This is a genomic window from Tsuneonella deserti (assembly GCF_014644315.1).
Taxonomy (GTDB): Bacteria; Pseudomonadota; Alphaproteobacteria; order Sphingomonadales; family Sphingomonadaceae; genus Tsuneonella; species Tsuneonella deserti.
The window spans coordinates 1,204,231-1,224,017 of the sequence record NZ_BMKL01000001.1 but is presented as its reverse complement, the minus strand read 5'-3'; the positions used below and the strand labels follow the sequence as shown (position 1 = coordinate 1,224,017).

At 63.5% G+C, this 19,787-nt stretch carries 17 protein-coding genes; 12 read left to right on the top strand and 5 right to left on the bottom strand.

All coding sequences use genetic code 11. The annotated features are described in order from the left end of the window. Positions 1 to 3: 3 nt before the first annotated feature. A complete protein-coding gene (locus IEW58_RS05765) occupies positions 4 to 1,899 on the top strand; it encodes an XrtA/PEP-CTERM system amidotransferase (RefSeq protein WP_188644250.1) in 1,896 nt (631 codons plus the stop codon). A 115-nt stretch (positions 1,900 to 2,014) separates the two neighbouring features. Here IEW58_RS05765 and zapE read toward each other — a convergent pair whose 3' ends face one another. Genes zapE through IEW58_RS05750 form a run of 3 tightly spaced genes read right to left on the bottom strand, consistent with a single transcriptional unit; the run spans position 2,015 to position 4,374 of the window. Continuing rightward, positions 2,015 to 3,136 (bottom strand): cell division protein ZapE, encoded by a 1,122-nt coding sequence (gene zapE / locus IEW58_RS05760; protein WP_188644249.1) that lies wholly within the window; start codon positions 3,134 to 3,136, stop codon positions 2,015 to 2,017. Next, positions 3,136 to 3,588, bottom strand: a complete 453-nt coding sequence (locus IEW58_RS05755; RefSeq protein WP_229658451.1) for a PaaI family thioesterase — start codon at positions 3,586 to 3,588, stop codon at positions 3,136 to 3,138. Before IEW58_RS05755 ends, zapE begins: the two co-directional genes overlap by 1 nt. Before the next feature lie 3 nt (positions 3,589 to 3,591). Beyond that, a complete protein-coding gene (locus IEW58_RS05750; RefSeq protein ID WP_188644248.1) occupies positions 3,592 to 4,374 on the bottom strand; it encodes a succinate dehydrogenase iron-sulfur subunit in 783 nt (260 codons plus the stop codon). Between the two features lie 133 nt (positions 4,375 to 4,507). Here IEW58_RS05750 and IEW58_RS05745 point away from each other — a divergent pair, with 133 nt between their 5' ends. The 4 genes from IEW58_RS05745 (at position 4,508) to IEW58_RS05730 (ending at position 7,569) form a co-directional block, all read left to right on the top strand. After that, positions 4,508 to 5,806, top strand: coding sequence for a lipopolysaccharide biosynthesis protein (locus IEW58_RS05745; RefSeq protein ID WP_188644247.1), 1,299 nt, complete (start codon positions 4,508 to 4,510; stop codon positions 5,804 to 5,806). Beyond that, the gene (locus IEW58_RS05740) at positions 5,793 to 6,038 is read left to right on the top strand and encodes a hypothetical protein (protein WP_188644246.1); all 246 of its coding nucleotides are present in this window, start codon (positions 5,793 to 5,795) and stop codon (positions 6,036 to 6,038) included. Before IEW58_RS05745 ends, IEW58_RS05740 begins: the two co-directional genes overlap by 14 nt. A 98-nt stretch (positions 6,039 to 6,136) precedes the next feature. Then, positions 6,137 to 6,877, top strand: a complete 741-nt coding sequence (locus IEW58_RS05735; RefSeq protein ID WP_188644245.1) for a methyltransferase family protein — start codon at positions 6,137 to 6,139, stop codon at positions 6,875 to 6,877. After that, on the top strand, positions 6,874 to 7,569 hold the full coding sequence (locus tag IEW58_RS05730; protein ID WP_188644244.1) for a nucleoside/nucleotide kinase family protein: 696 nt from the start codon (positions 6,874 to 6,876) through the stop codon (positions 7,567 to 7,569). Before IEW58_RS05735 ends, IEW58_RS05730 begins: the two co-directional genes overlap by 4 nt. Here the strand turns inward: IEW58_RS05730 and IEW58_RS05725 are convergent. Further along, positions 7,551 to 8,336, bottom strand: coding sequence for a nucleotidyltransferase family protein (locus IEW58_RS05725; protein WP_188644243.1), 786 nt, complete (start codon positions 8,334 to 8,336; stop codon positions 7,551 to 7,553). The two genes, IEW58_RS05730 and IEW58_RS05725, sit on opposite strands and share 19 nt — an antisense overlap. 68 nt (positions 8,337 to 8,404) lie before the next feature. Here IEW58_RS05725 and IEW58_RS05720 point away from each other — a divergent pair, with 68 nt between their 5' ends. Next, positions 8,405 to 9,040 carry a class I SAM-dependent methyltransferase gene (locus tag IEW58_RS05720; RefSeq protein ID WP_188644242.1) on the top strand — a complete coding sequence of 212 codons (636 nt, stop codon included), beginning with the start codon at positions 8,405 to 8,407 and terminating at the stop codon, positions 9,038 to 9,040. A gap of 43 nt (positions 9,041 to 9,083) precedes the next feature. On the opposite strand, the gene IEW58_RS05715 is transcribed toward IEW58_RS05720, so the two are convergent. Continuing rightward, positions 9,084 to 11,882 (bottom strand): ribonuclease E/G, encoded by a 2,799-nt coding sequence (locus tag IEW58_RS05715; RefSeq protein WP_188644241.1) that lies wholly within the window; start codon positions 11,880 to 11,882, stop codon positions 9,084 to 9,086. 454 nt (positions 11,883 to 12,336) lie between these two features. On the opposite strand from IEW58_RS05715, the gene IEW58_RS05710 reads away from it, so the two are divergent. The 6 genes from IEW58_RS05710 (at position 12,337) to IEW58_RS05685 (ending at position 19,775) form a co-directional block, all read left to right on the top strand. Next, complete coding sequence (locus tag IEW58_RS05710) at positions 12,337 to 13,209, top strand: N-acetylmuramoyl-L-alanine amidase family protein (RefSeq protein ID WP_188644240.1); 873 nt, start codon at positions 12,337 to 12,339, stop codon at positions 13,207 to 13,209. Between the two features lie 51 nt (positions 13,210 to 13,260). Next, complete coding sequence (locus IEW58_RS05705; RefSeq protein ID WP_188644239.1) at positions 13,261 to 15,783, top strand: penicillin-binding protein 1A; 2,523 nt, start codon at positions 13,261 to 13,263, stop codon at positions 15,781 to 15,783. 38 nt (positions 15,784 to 15,821) lie between these two features. Next, entirely contained in the window at positions 15,822 to 16,367 is a 546-nt protein-coding gene (locus IEW58_RS05700) for a peroxiredoxin (RefSeq protein ID WP_188644238.1), read from the top strand. Between the two features lie 80 nt (positions 16,368 to 16,447). Next, complete coding sequence (gene prfB / locus IEW58_RS05695) at positions 16,448 to 17,575, top strand: peptide chain release factor 2 (RefSeq protein WP_188644237.1); 1,128 nt, start codon at positions 16,448 to 16,450, stop codon at positions 17,573 to 17,575. Further along, positions 17,575 to 18,327 carry a class I SAM-dependent methyltransferase gene (locus IEW58_RS05690; RefSeq protein WP_188644236.1) on the top strand — a complete coding sequence of 251 codons (753 nt, stop codon included), beginning with the start codon at positions 17,575 to 17,577 and terminating at the stop codon, positions 18,325 to 18,327. Before prfB ends, IEW58_RS05690 begins: the two co-directional genes overlap by 1 nt. 41 nt (positions 18,328 to 18,368) lie before the next feature. Next, entirely contained in the window at positions 18,369 to 19,775 is a 1,407-nt protein-coding gene (locus IEW58_RS05685) for an NAD(P)H-dependent flavin oxidoreductase (RefSeq protein ID WP_188644235.1), read from the top strand. The last annotated feature ends 12 nt before the right edge of the window (positions 19,776 to 19,787 follow it).

The window sequence follows — 19,787 nt, the reverse complement described above, 5'->3', positions numbered from 1 at the left end:
GCCATGTGCGGCATAGCGGGCATTTTCCATTGTGGCACACCCAAGCCGGTCGATCCGTCCCGCCTCACGAGAATGTGCGAAGCGATCGCCCACCGGGGACCGGATGGCTCCGGTGTGTGGACTGCACCTGGCGTGGGACTGGGCCATCGGCGGCTGTCGATCATCGACCTCGCGGGATCACCGCAGCCGATGCCATCCTTCGATGGCCGGGCGATGCTGGTCTTCAACGGCGAGATCTACAACTTCCGGGAGCTGCGCCGCGAACTCGAAGGGCTCGGGGCCCGGTTCCGCACGCATGGCGACAGCGAGACTATCCTGGCGGCGTGGCAGCAATGGGGTGTCGATTGTCTGCGAAGGTTGCAGGGCATGTTCGCCTTCGCGATCTACGACCTGGAGAAAAGGGAGCTGTTCCTTGCGCGTGACCGCCTGGGGGTGAAGCCCCTCTTCACCGCTCTGCTCAGTGATGGAAGCCTTGCCTTTGGCTCGGAACTCAAGGCCTTGCTTGCCCACCCCCTGCTGCGGCGCGAGGTCGATCCCCTTGCTGTCGAAGACTATCTCGCCTGGGGCTATGTGCCCGATCACCGCTCGATCCTCACCGGGGTGGAGAAGCTCCCTGCTGGCCACTATCGCCTGCTCAAGCATGATGCTTCTCCCGCAGCGCCGGTGCGCTGGTGGGACGTCAGCTTCTTGGAGCGAAGGCGAGACAAGCCGGAGGATCTCGAGGCCGAGCTGCTGTTCCACCTGCGCGAGGCAGTCGGCAGCCGGATGATAGCGGATGTCCCGCTGGGTGCGTTTCTCTCGGGCGGGGTAGACAGTTCAAGCGTGGTGGCGCTGATGTCCGAAAGCTCACCCGAGCCGGTTCGCACTTGTTCGATCGGGTTCGACCACGCATCGCTCGACGAGACATCCTACGCCCGCTTGGTTGCCGAGCGCTTTCACACCGACCATCGCGAGCGAATTGTCTCCTCGGACGATTTCGACGAGATCGATCGCCTGTCCGGCATGTTCGACGAGCCTTTCGCCGACGCATCGGCTTTGCCGACCTGGCGGGTGTGCCAGCTCGCCAGGGAGACCGTCACTGTTGCGCTGTCGGGTGACGGCGCCGATGAGGCGTTCGCCGGCTACCGCCGCCAAAGCTTCCATGCAGCCGAGGAAAGGGCAAGGGCATTGCTGCCCCGCTGGTTGCGTCAGTCCGTCTTCGGCACGCTTGGCAAGTATTACCCCAAGGCGGATTGGGCACCTCGGCCGCTTCGGGCAAAGACCACCTTCCAGTCGCTCGCCTCATCGGGAGAAGAGGGGTACGCTCGGGCGTTGGCCGTCATGCCGCCGGAAATCCGCCAAACCCTCTACACAGATGGCTTCAGAAGACGGCTGGAAGGATACCGCGCCGAACAGCCGCTCTTGGCGCTGATGCACCGGGCTCCCGCGCGATCGGGCCTGGACCGTGCGCAGTATGCGGATCTAGCCTTCTGGCTGCCCGGCGACATCCTCACCAAAGTGGATCGCACAAGCATGGCCGTCGGCCTCGAAGCGCGCGAACCGCTGCTCGATCACCGTCTGGTCGAATTCGCTGCCAGCTTGCCGGAAAAACTCCGCATCCGGCGTGGTCAGGGCAAGTGGCTGCTGAAGCACGCGATGGAGCGCTATCTTCCGCACTCCGTGCTTTATCGGCCCAAGCAAGGGTTCGTCACGCCGATCGCCCAGTGGTTGCGCGGGCCGCTTGCGAGCGAGGCGCGAGCGATCGGACGCGGTGCTAGGATCGCGCGTACCGGGTGGTTCGATGGCGACCGCCTGTCCGCGCTAGCAGAGGCGCATATTTCCGGAAAAAGCGACCATTCCCGGTTCTTGTGGCAGATGCTGATGCTCGACCGCTCGCTCAGGCAGCTGGGCGTCGCTTGACGCTGAGGGGGTGTGTGCAACTCCGAATCGACCTCATATCCAGCCGAATGACGCCGACGTCGATGACTCCGATCCCGCGCCCCATCGGTTGCCAAGGCTCTTCTCGAAGTCGTTATCATGACTGGCAATTAACGCCATGCCCGCGCGCCATGTAGTCAGCGCTACGCATCTCCTCTAGCCGGCTGACGGTCCGGGCAAATTCGAAGCTGCCCTCTCCGCTTCGATAGAGAGCAGCCGGTACCGCGGCAGCGGTCGCGAACAGCTTCACGTTGTTCTCATACAGCGCGTCGATCAGCTTGGTGAATCGCAGCGCCTGATCGCGGTTCTCGGGACCCATCACCGGGATGCCCACGACGATGACCGTATGATATGCTCGGGCGATGGCGAGGTAGTCCGCGGCACCGCGGTTTTCCGCACACAGTCGCTTGAAACTGAACACCCCTACGCCCTTGAGGCTCTTGGGCACATGCAGCGTTCGTCCCCCCGGCAGGGGGAGTTCGGCGCTGGGGACATGGTCGGCATCCTCGGGCCGGTAGTCAGTTAGGCGAAAGAACGCTTCGCGGACTTGTTCTGTCGCAGCGTTGCCAAGCGGCGAATGCCAGGTCGCGATTCCGGCTAACCGGTCGAGCCGGTAATCCACCGGTCCATTGAGGGGGATTACGTCCAGCTGCCGTTCGGCGAGTTCGATGAAAGGCAGAAAGAGCGAACGGTTGAGCCCATCCTTGTACAGGTCCCGGGGCGGGCGGTTACTCGTGGTCACGACAGTGACCCCATGATCGACGATCAGCGCGGTGAAGAGTCGTCCCATTATCGCCGCATCTGCAGTATTGGTGACCACCATTTCGTCGAATGCGAGACACCGTGTATCGGCCGCGATGGCCGCCGCCACCGGCGCGATCGGATCGCCTGCTTCCCGGGCCCGCTCGCGGCGTATCAGCTGGTCGACATCAAGCATGAAGGCGTGGAAGTGATCGCGCCGCTTATCGCGAATCCCAAGGGTCTCGATGAAAAGATCCATCAGCATCGACTTTCCGCGGCCTACGTCGCCCCAAAGGTACAGGCCGCGGGGGGAGCGGGGCCGGCGTCCGAGAAGCCGTCCAACGATCCCGATGCTTTCCTGGGTTTCCAGCTGAGACTGCAGCCGATCGAGCGCTTCGGCAGCGATGCGCTGGTCGGGATCGGGCTGCAACTCACGCGCGGCCAGCAACGCTTCGTAGCGGGCAAGCATTCCCGGCATCAGCCGTTCGCCTTGCGCACCAGTCCCGAATACGCTGCGACGAGGTGATCGCCCTGCTCGACATGCCCGCGCATGAACAGCGTCCGCCCGGTTTCACGCAGGACCTCGACCACCGAATCAAGTGGGGCATCCATCCGCCCGGCTCCGATGAACTGGGTCGACAGTTCCAGGGTAACGGCGCGGGCGCCTTCATTGTCGGTCAGTGTGCGCATCCCGGCAAACAGGGATATGTCGATCAGCGCCAGCGTGACCGCACCGTGGATCATGTCCTGCAGATTGGAATGCTTGCGTTCCGGATGCATCCGGACACGGCACTTCTCGCCCTCTAGGCGGAGCATCATCGGCCCCATGACGGCGTGATTGAAGCGCGTCTCGTCAAGGATGTTCCAGGTATACCACCCGGGCTTGTCCTCGATCGGGCGGTAGCGAAAGAAGCGGTCGTCAGCGCTCACGCGTCAGCCGTGCTTCTCGACCTGCAGTTTCTTGATCTCCGAGATCGCGCGCGCCGGATTGAGGCCCTTGGGGCACACATTGGCGCAGTTCATGATGGTATGGCAGCGATAGAGACGGAATGGATCCTCCAGCTCCGCAAGACGCTCGCCGGCCATTTCGTCGCGGCTGTCGGCCAGCCAGCGATAGGCCTGCAGGAGGATCGCGGGACCGAGAAACTTGTCGGAGTTCCACCAATAGCTTGGGCAAGCGGTCGAGCAGCAGGCGCACAGGATGCACTCATACAAGCCGTCGAGCTTCTCACGCTGCTCGGGGCTCTGCAGCCTTTCCTTGCCCGATGGGGTCGGGCTGACGGTCTGTAGCCAAGGCTTGATCGAGGCATATTGAGCGTAGAAGTGCGTGAAGTCCGGCACGAGGTCCTTGACCACTTCCATCGCGGGGAGCGGGGTGATCCGCACATCGCCCTTCAAGTCCTCGATCGCGGTCGTGCAGGCGAGGCCATTCCGGCCGTCGATATTCATCGAACAACTGCCGCAGATCCCCTCGCGGCAGGAACGCCGGAAAGTAAGCGTCGGATCGATCTCGTTCTTGATCTTGATAAGCGCGTCGAGGACCATCGGACCGCAATCGTCGAGATCGATTTCGAATGTATCGTAACGCGGATTTTCGCCGCTGTCGGGGTCGAAACGATAGATCCGGAAAGTGCGAACGCGACCACCGCTCTGGGCCTTGTGAACGCGGCCCTTGCTGGTGATTTTCGAATTCTTGGGCAGGCTGAACGTTGCCATGAGCAGGCGGTCCTCAATCGGAGATTGCCGCCTATCTAACGTCTCGCCAGCCGAGGGCAAGGGTCGCGCGGGGGCCAGCCCCGCGCGACTGCGCTTCCCATGGCAACGGATTGTCCCTACGGGACCGCAGCCGATGAGCGCCACTGACGAATCTCCCGAAATCATCGATAGTCACCGGGTCGCTCGCGAACTCGGCACCTCGTCGCTCGCGCGGCTGGCCGGCGTGATCGAAGTCATATCGCAACCGCTCTACGTTCTCATGTATGGGCTCGCGTCCTTCGGTCTTTACGCGGTGCTGTGGAGCATCGTGAACCTGGTCGAGAATTTCGCCGACTTGGGAATGACAAGCGCGATGCAGCGCACTGTTCCGCAAGCCGCGACCAGGCGCGAGCAGGCACTGGCATTTCGCGCCGCTCTGATCCTGGGGGTTTTGCCATGCCTGGCCATCGCGATCGGCGCGGTGGTCTTTTCCCATGAAGTCGCTCACCTCTTCAACGCCGCCCCCGAGGACGAGGAGCGGCTGGCGAGCGCGATCCGGATCTTCGCCTGGGCCCTGCCGATCTGGGCGTTCGTGGAGATCGCGACGTCCGCGCTTCGCGCGCAACGCCTGTTCGGGCCGGAAATTCGGCTCCGCGTGTTCTGGGAGCAGGTCATCAGGATGGCATTCGCGGTCGTCTTCTGGCTGCTGGGCTGGGGCTTCATCGGATTGCTGGCAGCCCATCTGGTCTCGCTGAGCCTTACGGCTGTGCTCGCCGCCCGCCTGTCCCTGCGGTACTTCAGCATCAGCGATCTGTTTACGGGAAAGCCCGATGCGCCCATCTTTTGGGAGACGGCGCGCGCCGGCCTGGCCATCATGCCCGCCAACCTTTCGCAGCGCTTCTACAGCGACGGCGGTGTCATCGCGCTCAACTGGTTGCTGCCAGGCGCAGCCGGGGCAGTCGCTGCGGGCTTGTTCACCATCGCGCGCAAGATTTCGAGCCTGATCCAGGCAATCCGGCTGGCCTTCGCCTACGTGCTCGCTCCGCTTGCTTCAGCGGCGTCTCGCGGCGCGCGGGAAGAAGTGCAGGCAATCTACGGCTTCGCGACCGGGGTTCTGGCGGCAATAGCGATACCGGCCGGCACCGTGCTCGCCGCAGGCACTCCGGCGGTGCTGTCGCTTTTCGGGAAGCAGGCTGATCCGGCAGTCGCAGCGGTGATGATCCTGGTCGGATCGCGAATCGTCGAGGCGGTCGCGGGCGCAGCGCAGCCAATCCAGCAAGTCATCTCTTCCTATCGCGCGCAACTCCTCGCCGCCAACGCCGGAATGGTGGTGGCCGTCATAGTGGGCTGGTCGCTGTTGCCTGAGTGGGGGGCTGACCGGCATGGCAGTCGCAGTCACCGCGGGTCTTTGCGTTGGCGCAATCCTTCCGGTCGTTCAGATGTGGTACGATGAAGGACTGAGCCCGCTTTCCGACCATTCGATCCGCACCTTCGGCGTCACGATCGCGGTCGCGGCGGTCGCGGGAGCCCTCGCGTACGCCTGCAACCTGCTGCCCGATGCCGTCGCGCTTGGAGTGGTGATCCTGCTGATGCTCGGCGCGACCTGGACTGCATGCCGGTTCGCTCTGCCGCATTCCGATCGCCTGGCGCTGGGCAAAATGGGACGCACACTGCGGCTCGTCTGAATCGGAACGGCGGTCTTTGGGTTTCCTCTCGGGAAAAAAAGTCTAGAGGCGCTGCGCAACTGCGGCGGGAACGGCCCGCCGCGCGGACGGACATTTCAATGTATCAGCATGAACTGGCGCGGAGTGGGAAGTTCCTCTTCGTTATCCGCGGCGCCTACATCTACATCGTCATCGCGCTGGCAATCGCCATCATGTGGTTTGCTCGCGATCTCGGCCCGTTCGCGGGCGAGCAGGCCGACCGATCGTGGTTCGTCGCCGGGGTCGTTGTGGCAACGTTGGGCGCCGTCATCCGCATCTTTACAAGCGGCTGGGCAGCACTCGGGACTTCGGGACGTGTGAAAGCCGCGGCTGAGGCTGCGGAGCTCAACACAACCGGCCCCTACTCCCTTGTACGCAACCCGCTGTATGTCGGTCGTATCGTCAATTATACCGGCATGGCCATGCTTAGCGGAAGCTGGGCATTCGCGGCGATCACCTTGCTGCTGTCCATCCTGATCTATGAGCGTGTCTCGATCTACGAGGAAGAGTTCCTGCGCGGCAAGTTCGGACAGGCACATGCCGATTGGGCTAAGGACGTCCCGGCGTTGTTTCCGCGTTTTCACGGCTGGGTAAAGCCCAAGTACAACTTCTGGTGGAAGCGCATGATCTGGCGCGAGCGGCAAAAGGTGTTTCTGCTGTGGACTTCGGTCGCGGGCACGTTGTTCGCTTACGCCGGCTTCGATCTTGAGTCCGTTGCACCTGCCCACATGTGGGTGATGCAGGGCTGGGCGGTCGTCGCGGCGCTTTTCCTGCTGTCCGAGATCGCCTCCTGGGCGGGATATTACCGGGATATGAGGTGAAGGAGAACGGGCCTCTTGCACCGGTGATTGCGATCGTCGGTGCGGACGGGTCGGGAAAATCCACGCTGGCCGCCGATCTTGCCGCTGACCTGGCGGCGGAAAGACCGGCTGAATACGTTTACCTGGGGCTTGGCTCTGGTCAGATCGGCCACCGCATCGCCACGACGCCGATCCTTGGGGCGCTGCTTACGCCCTTCATTGCCAAGAAGGCAGGCCGGACCCGCGACCCGAAGGATCGCATTCCAGGGCTGCTGACCGCGTTGGTGGTCTATCTGTTCTCACGCAGCCGGAAGGCGCGCTTCGATGCGATGCTTGCCCGGAGAAGGCGCGGCATTGTCGTGATCACCGATCGCTACCCCCAGGTCGAAGTACCAGGCTTCTACGACGGCCCGGGATTGTCGGCTGCGCGGGCGGAAGGTCCCTTTGTGCGCTGGCTCGCCGCGCGTGAGGCGCGCCTCTATGCGGAGATGGCCACGTACGTTCCGACGCTCGTCATCAGGCTCGCCATCGACGCCGATACCGCTTTGGCGCGCAAACCCGAACATGATCGGACTCTGGTCGAGCAGAAGATCGCGGTGACGCCCCTGCTAACGTTCGGGGGGGCTCGAATCGCGGAAATCGACGCGACGATGGACTATGCGGCGGAGCGCGCAGAAGCACGGCGGCTGATCGATCAGGTGCTCGGCGCCTGACGCTCGGCCAGCACCCTCTCGATCAGCGTGATGTCGGCAGGCTTGTCGGCATCGATGCACGCCTCCGCAGCATTCATCGCAACTATTTTCGCGCTCAACCCGAATCGTCCCGCCGCCCTTGCTGCGAACGTGTGGATGTCTATCCACCGCATGGCCGCGCCCAGTAACAGACTAGGGCCGAATGCGCCGACGAGCTTGAGTCCTTTCTTCCGGTCCTGCTCAATCGTGCGCCAGAATTCGACGAGGGGTAAAACTTGTGGGCCGCCAAGCAGGAACAGGTTCGCACCGGACCATTGATCACCCCGGAATTTGAGCCAGGTTCGCGCCGAGGAATAACCGGCCGTCTCGAGTGCACGACGGGAAACCATGCCCACGCCGACATCGCTTCCGTGCGCCTCGTCGAGGAACTGGGAAATCATCGCCGGCGTGAGCAAGACGTTGTCCGCCGTAGTAACCAGGAGAGGGCCGCCCGTCTTCCTCAACGCGTCAGCGACCGCATCCGCGATCGACCCGTTCGAGTTGTACCATTCCGCCCGGCCAGCCAAATCGGCGACTACAGGGTGTGCCGCGAGCGCCGAAGTGTCCTGGGCAACGATCGTGATCGACCCAACTTGGTCGCTTGGCGCGAGGGCGGCGAGCACGTGGGCGAGCATCGGTTTGCCGGCCACCGGCAGGAGGGCCTTGCTGCCGAGACCGGTGCCGACCAGCAGAGGATCGGGACCGGGGCGGGATCCGGCGAGGACAAGCGTGGCTATCGGTTCGACCATCAATCCCGCGCTTATCCCGATTGCCACTCGTTGTGCCAGCGTTAGGATCGGGCCCGGGAGGACAAAGGATGGATTTGCGCGCCTGGTACGACCGAAAGATTATGCCGCGGCTGATCACCTGCGCCTGCGGACAAAAGGAAATCGACCACCTGCGTGCGAAGATTGTCCCGGTAGCCTATGGTAGCGTCCTGGAGATCGGCTGCGGCGGGGGGCTGAACCAGCGTCACTATGATCCGGCGAAAGTGACCAGATTCGCCGGTATCGACCCCAACGAAACCCTTCGGCAGGGAGCGCTCTCGCGAGCCCGCGCCCGGGGATGGGATGCCGAAATTCGCGACGGTATGGCGGAGGAAATCCCCTTCAGCAGTGAGCTGTTCGATACCGTGGTATGCACTTACACGCTCTGTTCAGTCGATAATCACGCACAGGCCATCGGCGAGATGCGTCGCGTGCTGAAGCATGACGGTGTTCTGCTTTTTCTTGAGCACGGGCGCGCGCCCGATGCGGGGCCCGCCGCATGGCAAAGGCGTATCGAACCGATCTGGAAGCGGCTGGCCGGTAACTGCCATCTCACTCGCCCGATAGGCAGCGCTCTCGAGCAGGCCGGGTTGACCGTCGAGCGGGCCGGGCAGGGGTATCTGCCTCACGCGCCTCGTTTTCTTGCCTGGATGGAGTGGGGAATGGCGCGCAGAGCGCCAGTCTGACCTACCGAATCCCCGGCCGCGCCGCGACCGGGGATTTTCGTTGTTACTCGCCGAAAGTCCGCTGCCACCAACCGCGTTTCGCAGCCGGCGCGGGCTCTGCGCCAGTCGAGGGCTCTTCGCTCTGGACCGCTTCCTCCGCCGGAGCGGTGACGGGATCAGCGCTGACCGGTTCGGCGACTTCGGCCGGAGAAGCTTTCTTCGCGCGCGACCGGCGAGGCTTGGGGGCAGGAGCTTCTTCGCCCGCAGGCGCTTCAGGGCTCGTCGCCTCAGCGACTACACTGTCTTCCGGTTGCGCGACCGGGTCGGCTTTCTTTCGACGGGTGCGCTTGGGCTTTTCAGCCGCAGGGGCGGGTCCCTCTTCCGCTGCTGGCGCAGGATGCTCTTGCGCGGAAGCCTCGGGCTCCTTCGTCCCGTCGACGGGCGCAGCATCTGCCACCGGCTTGCGCCTGCGTGACCGCTTCTTGGGTTGCTCGAGTTCCGGCGATCCGCCGGCCGGCTCACCATCGGTCGGAGCACCGACTACCGCGGCATCCTCGGTCAGCTGCGCTCCGATCGATGCCTCGATAGCTTCGGCGTCGCCAGTTTCGATATCGCCGCCCTCGGCCTTGCCGCTCGTTGCTTCGCCCTCATCGCGCCCGCGACCGCGCCTGCGACGCCCACCGCGACGGCGGCGGTTCTTGCGCGGACGGTCCTCGTCATCACCGTCTTCGGCCCGTTCCTGGGCCTCGCCAGAAGCCTCGCCGGAGACGTCGTCCTGGTCGACAGCAGTTTCGTCGGCCTCTTCCGAAGACCCTCCTTCGCGTAGTCCCTCCCGTTCCCGACGGTTGCGGCCACCACGGCGGCGCCGGTTTTTCCGGTTACGATCGTTGTCGTCGTCGGGAGATTCCTCAGCCTCAGCCTCGAATTCTTCTTCCTCGACCGGCTCTTCATCGATTTCGACGATGGGTTCGAATCTCGGCGGAGTGGTGGGGCGGGGGCCGCTGCTGGCGACGCGCATCTTCGCGCCCTCCTGCTCACCCTCCGGCAGTACTTCCACCATCACGCCGTAGCGATCCTCTATCTCGGCGAGGTCCGAGCGCTTGGCATTGAGCAAGTACACGGCCGCTTCGGTTGATGCGAAGAGGCTGATGACCGAACCCTTGCCCTTGGCGGCTTCGTCTTCGATCAGGCGCAGCGCGGAAAGCCCTGCGCTTGAAGCGGTGCGCACCAGCCCGGTGCCATCGCAGTGCGGACATTCGCGCGTCGTAGCCTCGAGGACGCCGGTGCGAAGGCGCTGGCGGCTCATTTCCATCAAGCCGAAGCTGGAAATACGGCCGACCTGGATGCGCGCGCGATCGTTCTTCAGAGCGTCCTTCATCGCCCTCTCGACCTTCCGCACGTTCGAGCCGTGCTCCATGTCGATGAAGTCGATCACGACCAGCCCGGCCATGTCGCGCAAGCGCAGTTGACGGGCAATTTCGCGAGCAGCTTCGAGGTTGGTGTTGACCGCGGTCGCTTCGATCCCATGCTCCTTGGTCGAGCGACCCGAGTTGATGTCGATCGAAACCAGGGCCTCGGTCGGGTTGATGACGAGGTAGCCGCCGCTCTTGAGCTGGACGACCGGATCGTACATCGCGCGCAGCTGGTCTTCGGCGCCGTAGCGCTGGAACAGCGGGACGGGATCGGAATACGCCTTCACCCGCCGCACGTGGCTCGGCATCAGCAGCTTCATGAATTCGCGGGCCAGGCGATAACCTTGTTCGCCCTCGACGACGACTTCCTCGACTTCCTTGTTGTAGATGTCCCGGATCGCCCGTTTGATGAGGTCCGAATCCGAATGGATCATCGCCGGGGCGACACTGGATAGCGTGCGCTCCCGGATTTCGTCCCACAGGCGTGCGAGGTAATCGAAATCGCGCTTGATCTCGGGCTTGGTGCGCTGGAGGCCCGCGGTGCGAACGATAAGACCCATGGACTTGGGCAGCGACAGGTCGCTAACGATCGATTTGAGCCGGCTGCGATCCGCGGCCGAGCTGATCTTGCGGCTGATGCCACCCCCGTGGCTGGAATTGGGCATGAGCACGCAATAGCGGCCTGCCAGGCTGAGGTATGTGGTCAGGGCAGCGCCCTTGTTGCCGCGCTCTTCCTTGACGACCTGGACCAGCAGCACCTGACGCCGCTGGATGACGTCCTGGATCTTGTACCGCCGACGCAGCGCCATGCGCTTGGCGCGCACTTCGTCCACTTCCTTGGCGCGGCTGCGGCCACCCTTGCCCTGACGGCGTCCGCGGCCACGGCCACGCGAACGATCTTCCTCATCGCTTCCGTCGGATGACTCTTCGCCATCCCGGCCGTCTTCATCGCCTTCGTCGCCGTTTTCATCGTCGCCATTCTCGAGGTGTCCACCTTCAATCGTGGAGACGTGATCCTTCTCGGAGGTGTCGATTTCCTCGACCCCATCCTCGGCGATTTCTTCGACCAGTGCCTCGCCAGTCTCGTCATCGGCGTCGTATTCATCGCCCGGCGAATGACCGCTTTCTTCCTCCTCCGCGCGGAGCTTTGCCTCCTCCTCGGCCGCCTCGGCCTCCTCGGCGAGCAGCTGTTCGCGATCCTCCTTGGGGATCTGGTAGTAATCGGGGTGGATCTCGCTGAAGGCCAGGAAACCGTGCCGGTTGCCGCCGAAATCCACGAACGCGGCCTGCAGGCTGGGTTCTACCCGGGTTACCTTGGCAAGGTAGATATTGCCTTTGATCTGCTTGTGTTCGGCAGATTCGAAATCGAATTCCTCGATCCGGTTACCCTGCAGTACCGCCACCCGGGTTTCTTCCGGGTGGCGCGCATCGATAAGCATGCGCGTTGCCATATTGAATTCTCCGTGCGCGGGCCGGCCGGGCTCGATCTGCATCGAACCGGACAGAGGCCTCGCGCGAAATGGGTGAACCGCCGCCAGGCGATGTTTGCGAAGCGGCGAAAACTAACCGGCCTGCACGCCGACAGGCGGCAGGCCGGAATGATGTGTCTGCAAGGATGTGCTTGTACACGCACCGCGCGCCCCGGCCGGCAAAGCTCGCGCGGCCGCGCAGCGGCGCCGTCGAGGTTTGCAGGGAGGGGAGGCTCATCGCTTGCGTCAACCTGGTAGTGAACCGGTGCGAAATGCCACGGTCGGTAGCCGGGTGCGATCCTGTCCTGCGCATCGATACATGCGCTGTGGCTGGCACTAAGGCAGGGTGCCCCGGTTATCTATCTGCTAGCATCGTGGGTTAAACCCGGCAACCATATTGCGCGGAGCCCGCGCAACCTCCTAACCATCGTGCGCAATGTCCCTGCGCGCTCGGCTCTGGCTGATTTTTCTCTCCCCGGTTGCCCTCCTCGGGGCACTTTTTGTCTTCGGATTGACCTTGCCGGTGCCGACGCTGGGACGGGGCTATGTCATCAGGTTCGCCCTCCCGCCGGCTGGCGAACCGGTCGATCTCCCGAAAATCTATGGCCCACCCGACAAGTCGCGTCCGCTGGTGGTCATCGACGCGGGCCACGGGGGACATGATCCGGGGGCCAGCGGGCAAGGTTTTCGCGAGAAGGATCTCGTGCTCGCGCTCGCGACTGCGCTGCGGGACGAGATCGTGCGAGAGGGAGGGGTGCGCGTCGCGCTGACGCGTACTGACGATCGTTTCCTCGTGCTCGATGAGCGGTTCGCGATTGCCCGGGCGTTGGGCGCCGACCTATTCCTGTCGATCCACGCAGATTCGGCGGGCGAGAAAGACTCGATTGCGGGAGCGAGCATCTATACCCTTTCCCTGACTGCATCGAGCGAGGCGGCCGCCCGGTTCGCAGCGCGCGAAAATGCCGTCGACACCGTAAATGGGGTCCCGCTCACCGGGCAGAGCGACGCGGTAAATTCGATCCTAGTCGAGTTGTCGCAGGAACGAACGCAGGCTGACAGCGCCGAATTCGCCAGGCTGGTTGCGCGTGAAGGGAAGGGAAGCCTTGTCTTCCATCCCCAGGCAATCCGCTCCGCAGGACTAGCTGTTCTAAAGGCACCCGACGTGCCCTCTGTCCTTTACGAGGCAGGGTTTATCTCGAACCTAGACGAGGCCACCCGTCTCGCCTCGCCCGCAGGCCGGGAGACGTTCGCCCGAGTCCTTGCTCGCGCCATTCGCATCTATTTCGCGCGGCAGTCGAACACAGCGTAACCTTTGGAACTGGCGCGGCGAGGAATCGGCATGCTAAGGCGCGCGCGATTTATGCCCGATACCACCACGCTCGAACATTTTCGCTACCGCATCCGCCGCGACACGCAGGGGGTGGCCCAGTGGTTCCGCGGCAACTGGCGCGAGAAGCGCTGGTTCCGCTGGCTTGCAAGCGTGATCGCCGCAGGCCTGGTGCTTCTCGTAATAGGCTGGGCCTTCCTCGCGAAGGACCTGCCCGACGCGGAGACCCTCCTGGACTACGAGCCGCCATTGCCAACGATCGTACGCGGCATCGACGGGGGTATCGTCCACTCCTATGCCCGGGAGCGGCGGGTCCAGCTTCAATACGCCGACTTTCCGCAAGAGCTCATCGAATCGTTTCTGGCGGCGGAGGACAAGACGTTCTTCAGTCATGGCGGAGTGGACATCACCGGAACCCTGTTCGCGGTCATCGACTATGCCACCAAGTTCGGTTCCGGCGAACGCGCTGTCGGCGGTTCGACGATCACCCAGCAGGTCGCCAAGAACATCCTGCTGGGCGACGAGTACTCGGTGACGCGCAAGCTAAAGGAAATGATTCTGGCGCGGCGGATCGAGGGCGTGCTTACCAAGCCCCAAATCCTGGAGCTCTACCTGAATGAAATCCCTCTTGGCCGCCGCAGTTACGGCGTCCAGGCAGCATCCCGAGCCTACTTCGACAAGGACGTGGGCGACCTTGATCTGCATGAGATGGCTTTCCTCGCGATCCTTCCCAAGGCGCCCGAACGCTACGGGCGCAAGAAGTACGAAGGCATGGCGCTCGCCCGCCGCAATTTCGTCCTCGATCAGATGGTGGCCAATGACTTCATCACGGCCGAGCAGGGTGCCGCGGCCAAGGCGAAGCCGCTCGGTCTGAAGCCTTCGCGGTCGACCGTTCCATCGGTTGACGCCGGCTACTTCCTTGAAGACGTTCGCCGCCAGCTGATGGAGAAGTTCGGCGAAACCGCCGATGACGGCAAGAACAGCGTGTATGCGGGCGGCCTGTGGGTGCGCACGTCGCTCGACCCGAAGCTGCAGACAGCGGCACGCGACGCCCTCCGGGGCGGAATACTGCGTTACAGCGCTGGCAAAGGCTGGAGCGGCCCGCTTGCACATATCGAAGTCGGTGACGACACGTGGCAATCCCAACTCGCCGCGTCTCCTCTCGGCATCAACTACAAGGACTGGCGCATTGGCGTGGTGACCAGGCGAAGCGGGTCAAGCGCCACGATCGGCTTTTCCGACGGCGACACCGCGCCGCTGACCGGTCTGCCTGACGCGCTGAAAGCCGGCGACGTGATTGCGGCCGCGCCCGCGGGCAGTTCCTATGCCGTGCGCACTGTGCCGGAAGTTTCGGGCGGCTTCGTTGCAGAGGAGCCTGCAACCGGGCGCGTACTCGCGATGCAGGGCGGCTTCGACTATCGGCTGACGGACTTCAACCGCGCGACGCAGGCGCTGCGCCAGCCCGGTTCCACCATCAAGCCGTTCGTCTATGCGACCGGCCTCGACCAGGGAATGACCCCGGCGACTGAGGTGCCCGACCAGGCCTACTGCTTCTATCAGGGCGCCGCCCTTGGCGAGAAATGCTTCCGCAACTTCGGCGGGGGAGGGGGCGGGGTGCATACCATGCGCTGGGGGCTCGAGCAGAGCCGGAACCTGATGACCGTGCATATCGCGATGGATGCAGGGATGCCCAACGTGGTGCGCACATTCGAGCGGATGGGAATCGGCTCGTACAAGCCCTACCCTGCGTTCGCCCTGGGTGCGGGTGACACGACGGTTCTGAAGATGGTCAATGCCTACTCGGCGCTGGCAAACTTCGGGCGGATGCATACTCCGTCGCTGATCGACTACGTGCAGGATCGGCGCGGCAAGATCATCTGGCGCGCCGACAAGCGCGAGTGCGCGGGGTGCAACATGGCCGAATGGAATGGCAAGGGCATGCCCCGCCTCGCGGCGTCCGGGCGGCAGGTGATGGACCCGCGGACTGCCTACCAGGTGATTCACATGCTCGAGGGCGTGGTCCAACGGGGGACGGCGGTCCGCGTGAGCGCGCTCAAGCTCCCGCTGTTTGGCAAAACGGGTACGACCACCGGTCCGACGAACGCCTGGTTCGTGGGCGGATCGCCGGACATCGTGGCCGGTACGTATATCGGCTTTGACAAGCCGCGGAACCTTGGTGGTTGGGTTCAGGGCGGCAACACCGGCGCACCGATCTTCATCGACTTCGTGAAGTCCACCCGCGATCGCTGGTCCGACGAACCCTTCGTCGCTCCGGCCGGTGTGCGAATGGTGCGGATCGACCGCCAGAGCGGCAAGCGCGTGTTCGATGCGTGGCCGACCAACGAGCCCAAGGCCTCGGTCATTTGGGAAGCCTTCAAGCCGAGCACGGAGCCGCCTCGGGCCACGAGGCAAGACGAGGTCGCGGCACGACGCAATGAAATCCTCGAGCTGATCCGCCGCGGACGCCAGGCGAATACCGCCGCGGCCGCCGCCAGGCAGAAACGGCAGGACACAGAAAAGCAGGATTTCGTAGAGGACCAGGGCGGGATTTACTGATGCACCGCCTCATGACGAACAGGGAGTGGAGCCCTCACATGAAAATGTTTGCTGCCTTCGCCGCCGCTTTCCTGCTCGTTGCCGGTCCAGCTTCCGCGCACCTACCCGTAGGGGCCAAGGCACCCAACTTCGCAACCCAGGCGGCGCTCGCGGGCAAAGCATTCGGCTTCAACTTGAAGGCCGCCCTCGCGAAAGGGCCGGTCGTCCTCTATTTCTACCCCAAGGCCTTCACCAAGGGTTGTACGCTCGAGGCTCACGGGTTCGCAGAGGCTACTCCAGAGTTCGCCCGCTATGGCGCGACGGTAATCGGGGTGTCCAATGACGAGATCGAGACGCTAAAGCGGTTTTCGCAGGAAGCCTGCCGCGACAAATTCGCCGTGGCAGTCGCAACTCCGAAGATCGTGCAGGCCTATGACGCAGCGCTCGTTTCGGATGGCAAGGAGACGGGTTTGACCCAGCGCACCAGCTACGTGATCGATCGCAACGGGCGCATCGCATTCGTGCACTCGGACCTCGACTACAAGGATCACGTGCGGCTGACTCTCGAAGCGGTGCGCAAGCTGAAGGCGAAGCCCCGCCGCTAACGCGGGGACTGACCGGATCCCTTTGCCAACCGCCCATGGTCCGCTAAGCGGCGGACCAATTTTCTTTGGAGTAATATTTCATGCGTGCCGAAGGGCAGGCCAACATCGATCGTATTCACGCCGCCCTCGCGCTCGTCCGGCAGTCGCTGGACTGGGACCGCGCGCTGCGTCGGCTCGATGAGCTCAATGCACGGGTGGAAGATCCCAAGCTGTGGGACGATCCCAAGGCGGCCGAGGCGATCATGCGCGAACGCCGCCGGCTCGATGCGGCAGTCGGGACCGTCAACGAGATCAGCGCCGAAATGGCCGATGCGATCGAATTCGTCGAACTTGGCGAAGCGGAAAACGATGCGGACGTGATCCAGGAGGGGCTGTCATCGCTCCAGCGTCTCGCCGAGCGCGCCGATGCCGACAAGGTCCAGGCACTGCTTTCGGGCGAAGCCGATCCCAACGATACCTATCTCGAGATTCACGCCGGCGCGGGAGGAACCGAGAGCCAGGACTGGGCCGAAATGCTGCAGCGGATGTACACCCGCTGGGCTGAGCGCCGGGGCTTCAAGGTCGATCTGGTGGACTATCATTCCGGGGACCAGGCAGGCATCAAGAGCGCTACTCTGCTGATCAAGGGCGAGAACGCGTACGGCTATGCCAAGACTGAAAGCGGCGTTCACCGGCTTGTCCGCATCAGCCCGTACGACAGCTCCGCGCGGCGGCATACCAGCTTCAGTTCGGTCTGGGTCTATCCCGTGATCGACGACAACATCTCGATCGAGGTGAATCCGGCCGACCTCAAAATCGACACCTACCGCGCGAGCGGTGCAGGCGGGCAGCACGTCAACACGACCGACAGCGCGGTGCGCATCACTCACGTGCCGAGCGGAATCATTGTCGCCAGCCAGATCGACCGCAGCCAGCACAAGAACCGCGAAATCGCCATGAACATGCTGAAGGCGCGGATGTTCGAGGCCGAAATGCGCAAGCGCGAGGAAGCCGCATCTGCGGAGCACGCGAGCAAGACCGACATCGGCTGGGGCCACCAGATACGCAGCTATGTCCTGCAGCCGTACCAGATGGTGAAGGACCTGCGCACGGGCTACACTTCGCCATCCCCCGACGATGTGCTCGATGGCGCGCTCGATCCGTTCATTTCGGCAGCGCTCGCCCAGCGGGTGACCGGTGAGACGGTCGATGTCGAAGACGTAGACTGATGCATCGCACCGGGCGCCTGTTGCTGGCCGCGCTTACGCTCGTGGCGGGAGGCTGCAATTGGCTGCAGCCGGGGCGGGACAGCTCTCGTCCGGAGACCGCGCGCGAATTTCCCCGCCCTGAGCGCGCAATATCGAAGCTGGGCTCCAACCAGTTCTCGACCGAGGTCCAGCGCGATAGCGTGGGCGAAGCCCGCAAGGTGATGGATCTTGCGCAAATCGAGCCCGGCATGACAGTGGCCGACCTAGGTGCAGGCGAAGGGTATTACACGGTCCGGTTGGCGGAGGCGGTGGGGAGGACCGGCCGGGTGCTGGCGCAGGACATCGACCGCGACGCGCTCGACCGGCTGGGCCAGCGCGTCGAGCGGGAGCGGCTGGACAATGTTTCGATCCGTCTCGGTACGCCCGACGATCCCCGCCTGCCGGCAAATAGCTTCGATCGGGTGTTCATGGTCCACATGTATCATGAGGTTCAGGAGCCTTACGCCTTTCTTTGGCGGCTCTGGCCCAGCCTCCGCACGAACGGGCGGGTGATCGTGGTCGAGGTCAATCGGCCAAGCAACCAGCACGGGATCGATCCGTTGCTGCTGAGCTGTGAGTTCGAACGGGTCGGCTTCACGCTGGACGCGTTCAAGGACGCCCCGGAAATCGCGGGGTACTATGCACAGTTCAAGCGAGCCGCTACGAGGCCCGAGCCGAAGACTATAAAGCCATGCCGACAGGAAGCGGGAACGACCGGCTCGACCACGCGCTGATTTCAGCGCATCTGTTTTTAACTGAGGAAGCGATCAGCTCGATGTCGTTCAAGGGTCTGCAGCCAATTCTCTATGGCGGGCGCGAAGTTTGGCCGCTCGTTGAAGGTGGCAAGGGCGTCTCGGCGACCAATCACATGAGCTCCGGCGCATGGGCCGCGGCCGGAGGAATCGGCACCGTAAGTGCGGTGAATGCCGACAGCTATGACGCCGAGGGCAAGATCGTGCCTCAGGTTTACGATGCCCTGACGCGCAAGGAGCGGCACGAGCAACTGATCCGCTATGCCATCGATGGCGCGGTGGAGCAGGTACGCCGCGCGCACGAAATCGCCGGCGGCAACGGCGCGATCAACATCAATGTCCTTTGGGAAATGGGCGGCGCCCAGACCATACTAGAGAATGTCCTGGAGCAGACGCGGGGGCTGGTCGCTGGCGTAACCTGCGGCGCGGGGATGCCATACAAGCTCGCTGAGATCGCGCAGCGCTACAATGTCCACTACCTGCCGATCGTCAGTTCGGCCCGTGCTTTCCGCGCGCTTTGGAAACGTAGCTACAGCAAGGTGCCCGATTTGATGGCGGCGGTTGTCTATGAGGACCCGTGGCTGGCCGGGGGTCACAACGGCCTGTCGAACGCCGAAGACCCGCTGAAGCCCGAGGATCCCTATCCGCGCGTGAAGGCGCTACGCGAGACGATGCGCGCCGAGGGCGTCTCGGAAGACACTGCTATCGTCATGGCGGGCGGGGTCTGGTTCCTGCGTGAGTGGAACGACTGGATCGACAACCCCGAGCTCGGAAAGATCGTGTTCCAGTTCGGCACCCGTCCACTGCTTACCGTCGAAAGCCCGATCCCCCAGGCGTGGAAGGATGCTCTGCGGGAGATCGATGAGGGAGACGTGCTGCTGCACAAGTTCTCACCAACCGGCTTCTACAGCTCGGCGGTGAAGAACGATTTCCTCTACGACCTTATTCACCGCTCCGAACGGCAAATTCCTTTCAGCAAGGTTGCCGCCGGAGAACACACCCGGCAGTTGGACATCGGCGTGCGCGGGAAGAACTTCTGGGTCGCGCCCAAGGACTACGAGCGCGCCTGCGGCTGGTTCGCACAGGGTTACACCGAAGTGCTCAAGACCCCCGATGACACCATCGTCTACGTCACGCCCCAAAGCCGGGATGTGATCCGGCAGGACCAGAAGGACTGCATGGGCTGCCTGTCGCACTGCCAGTTCTCGAGCTGGAAGGATCACGACGATTACACTACCGGCCGATTGGCGGATCCGCGCAGTTTCTGCATCCAGAAGGCCCTGCAGAACATTGCTCACGGAGAGCCGATCAACGAAAACCTGATGTTCGCCGGCCACGCTGCCTACCGGTTCAAGCAGGACCCGTTCTATTCGAACAACTTCACGCCTACGGTGAAGGAATTGGTCGATCGTATCCTGATGGGTGACTGAGCCCGGCTGATT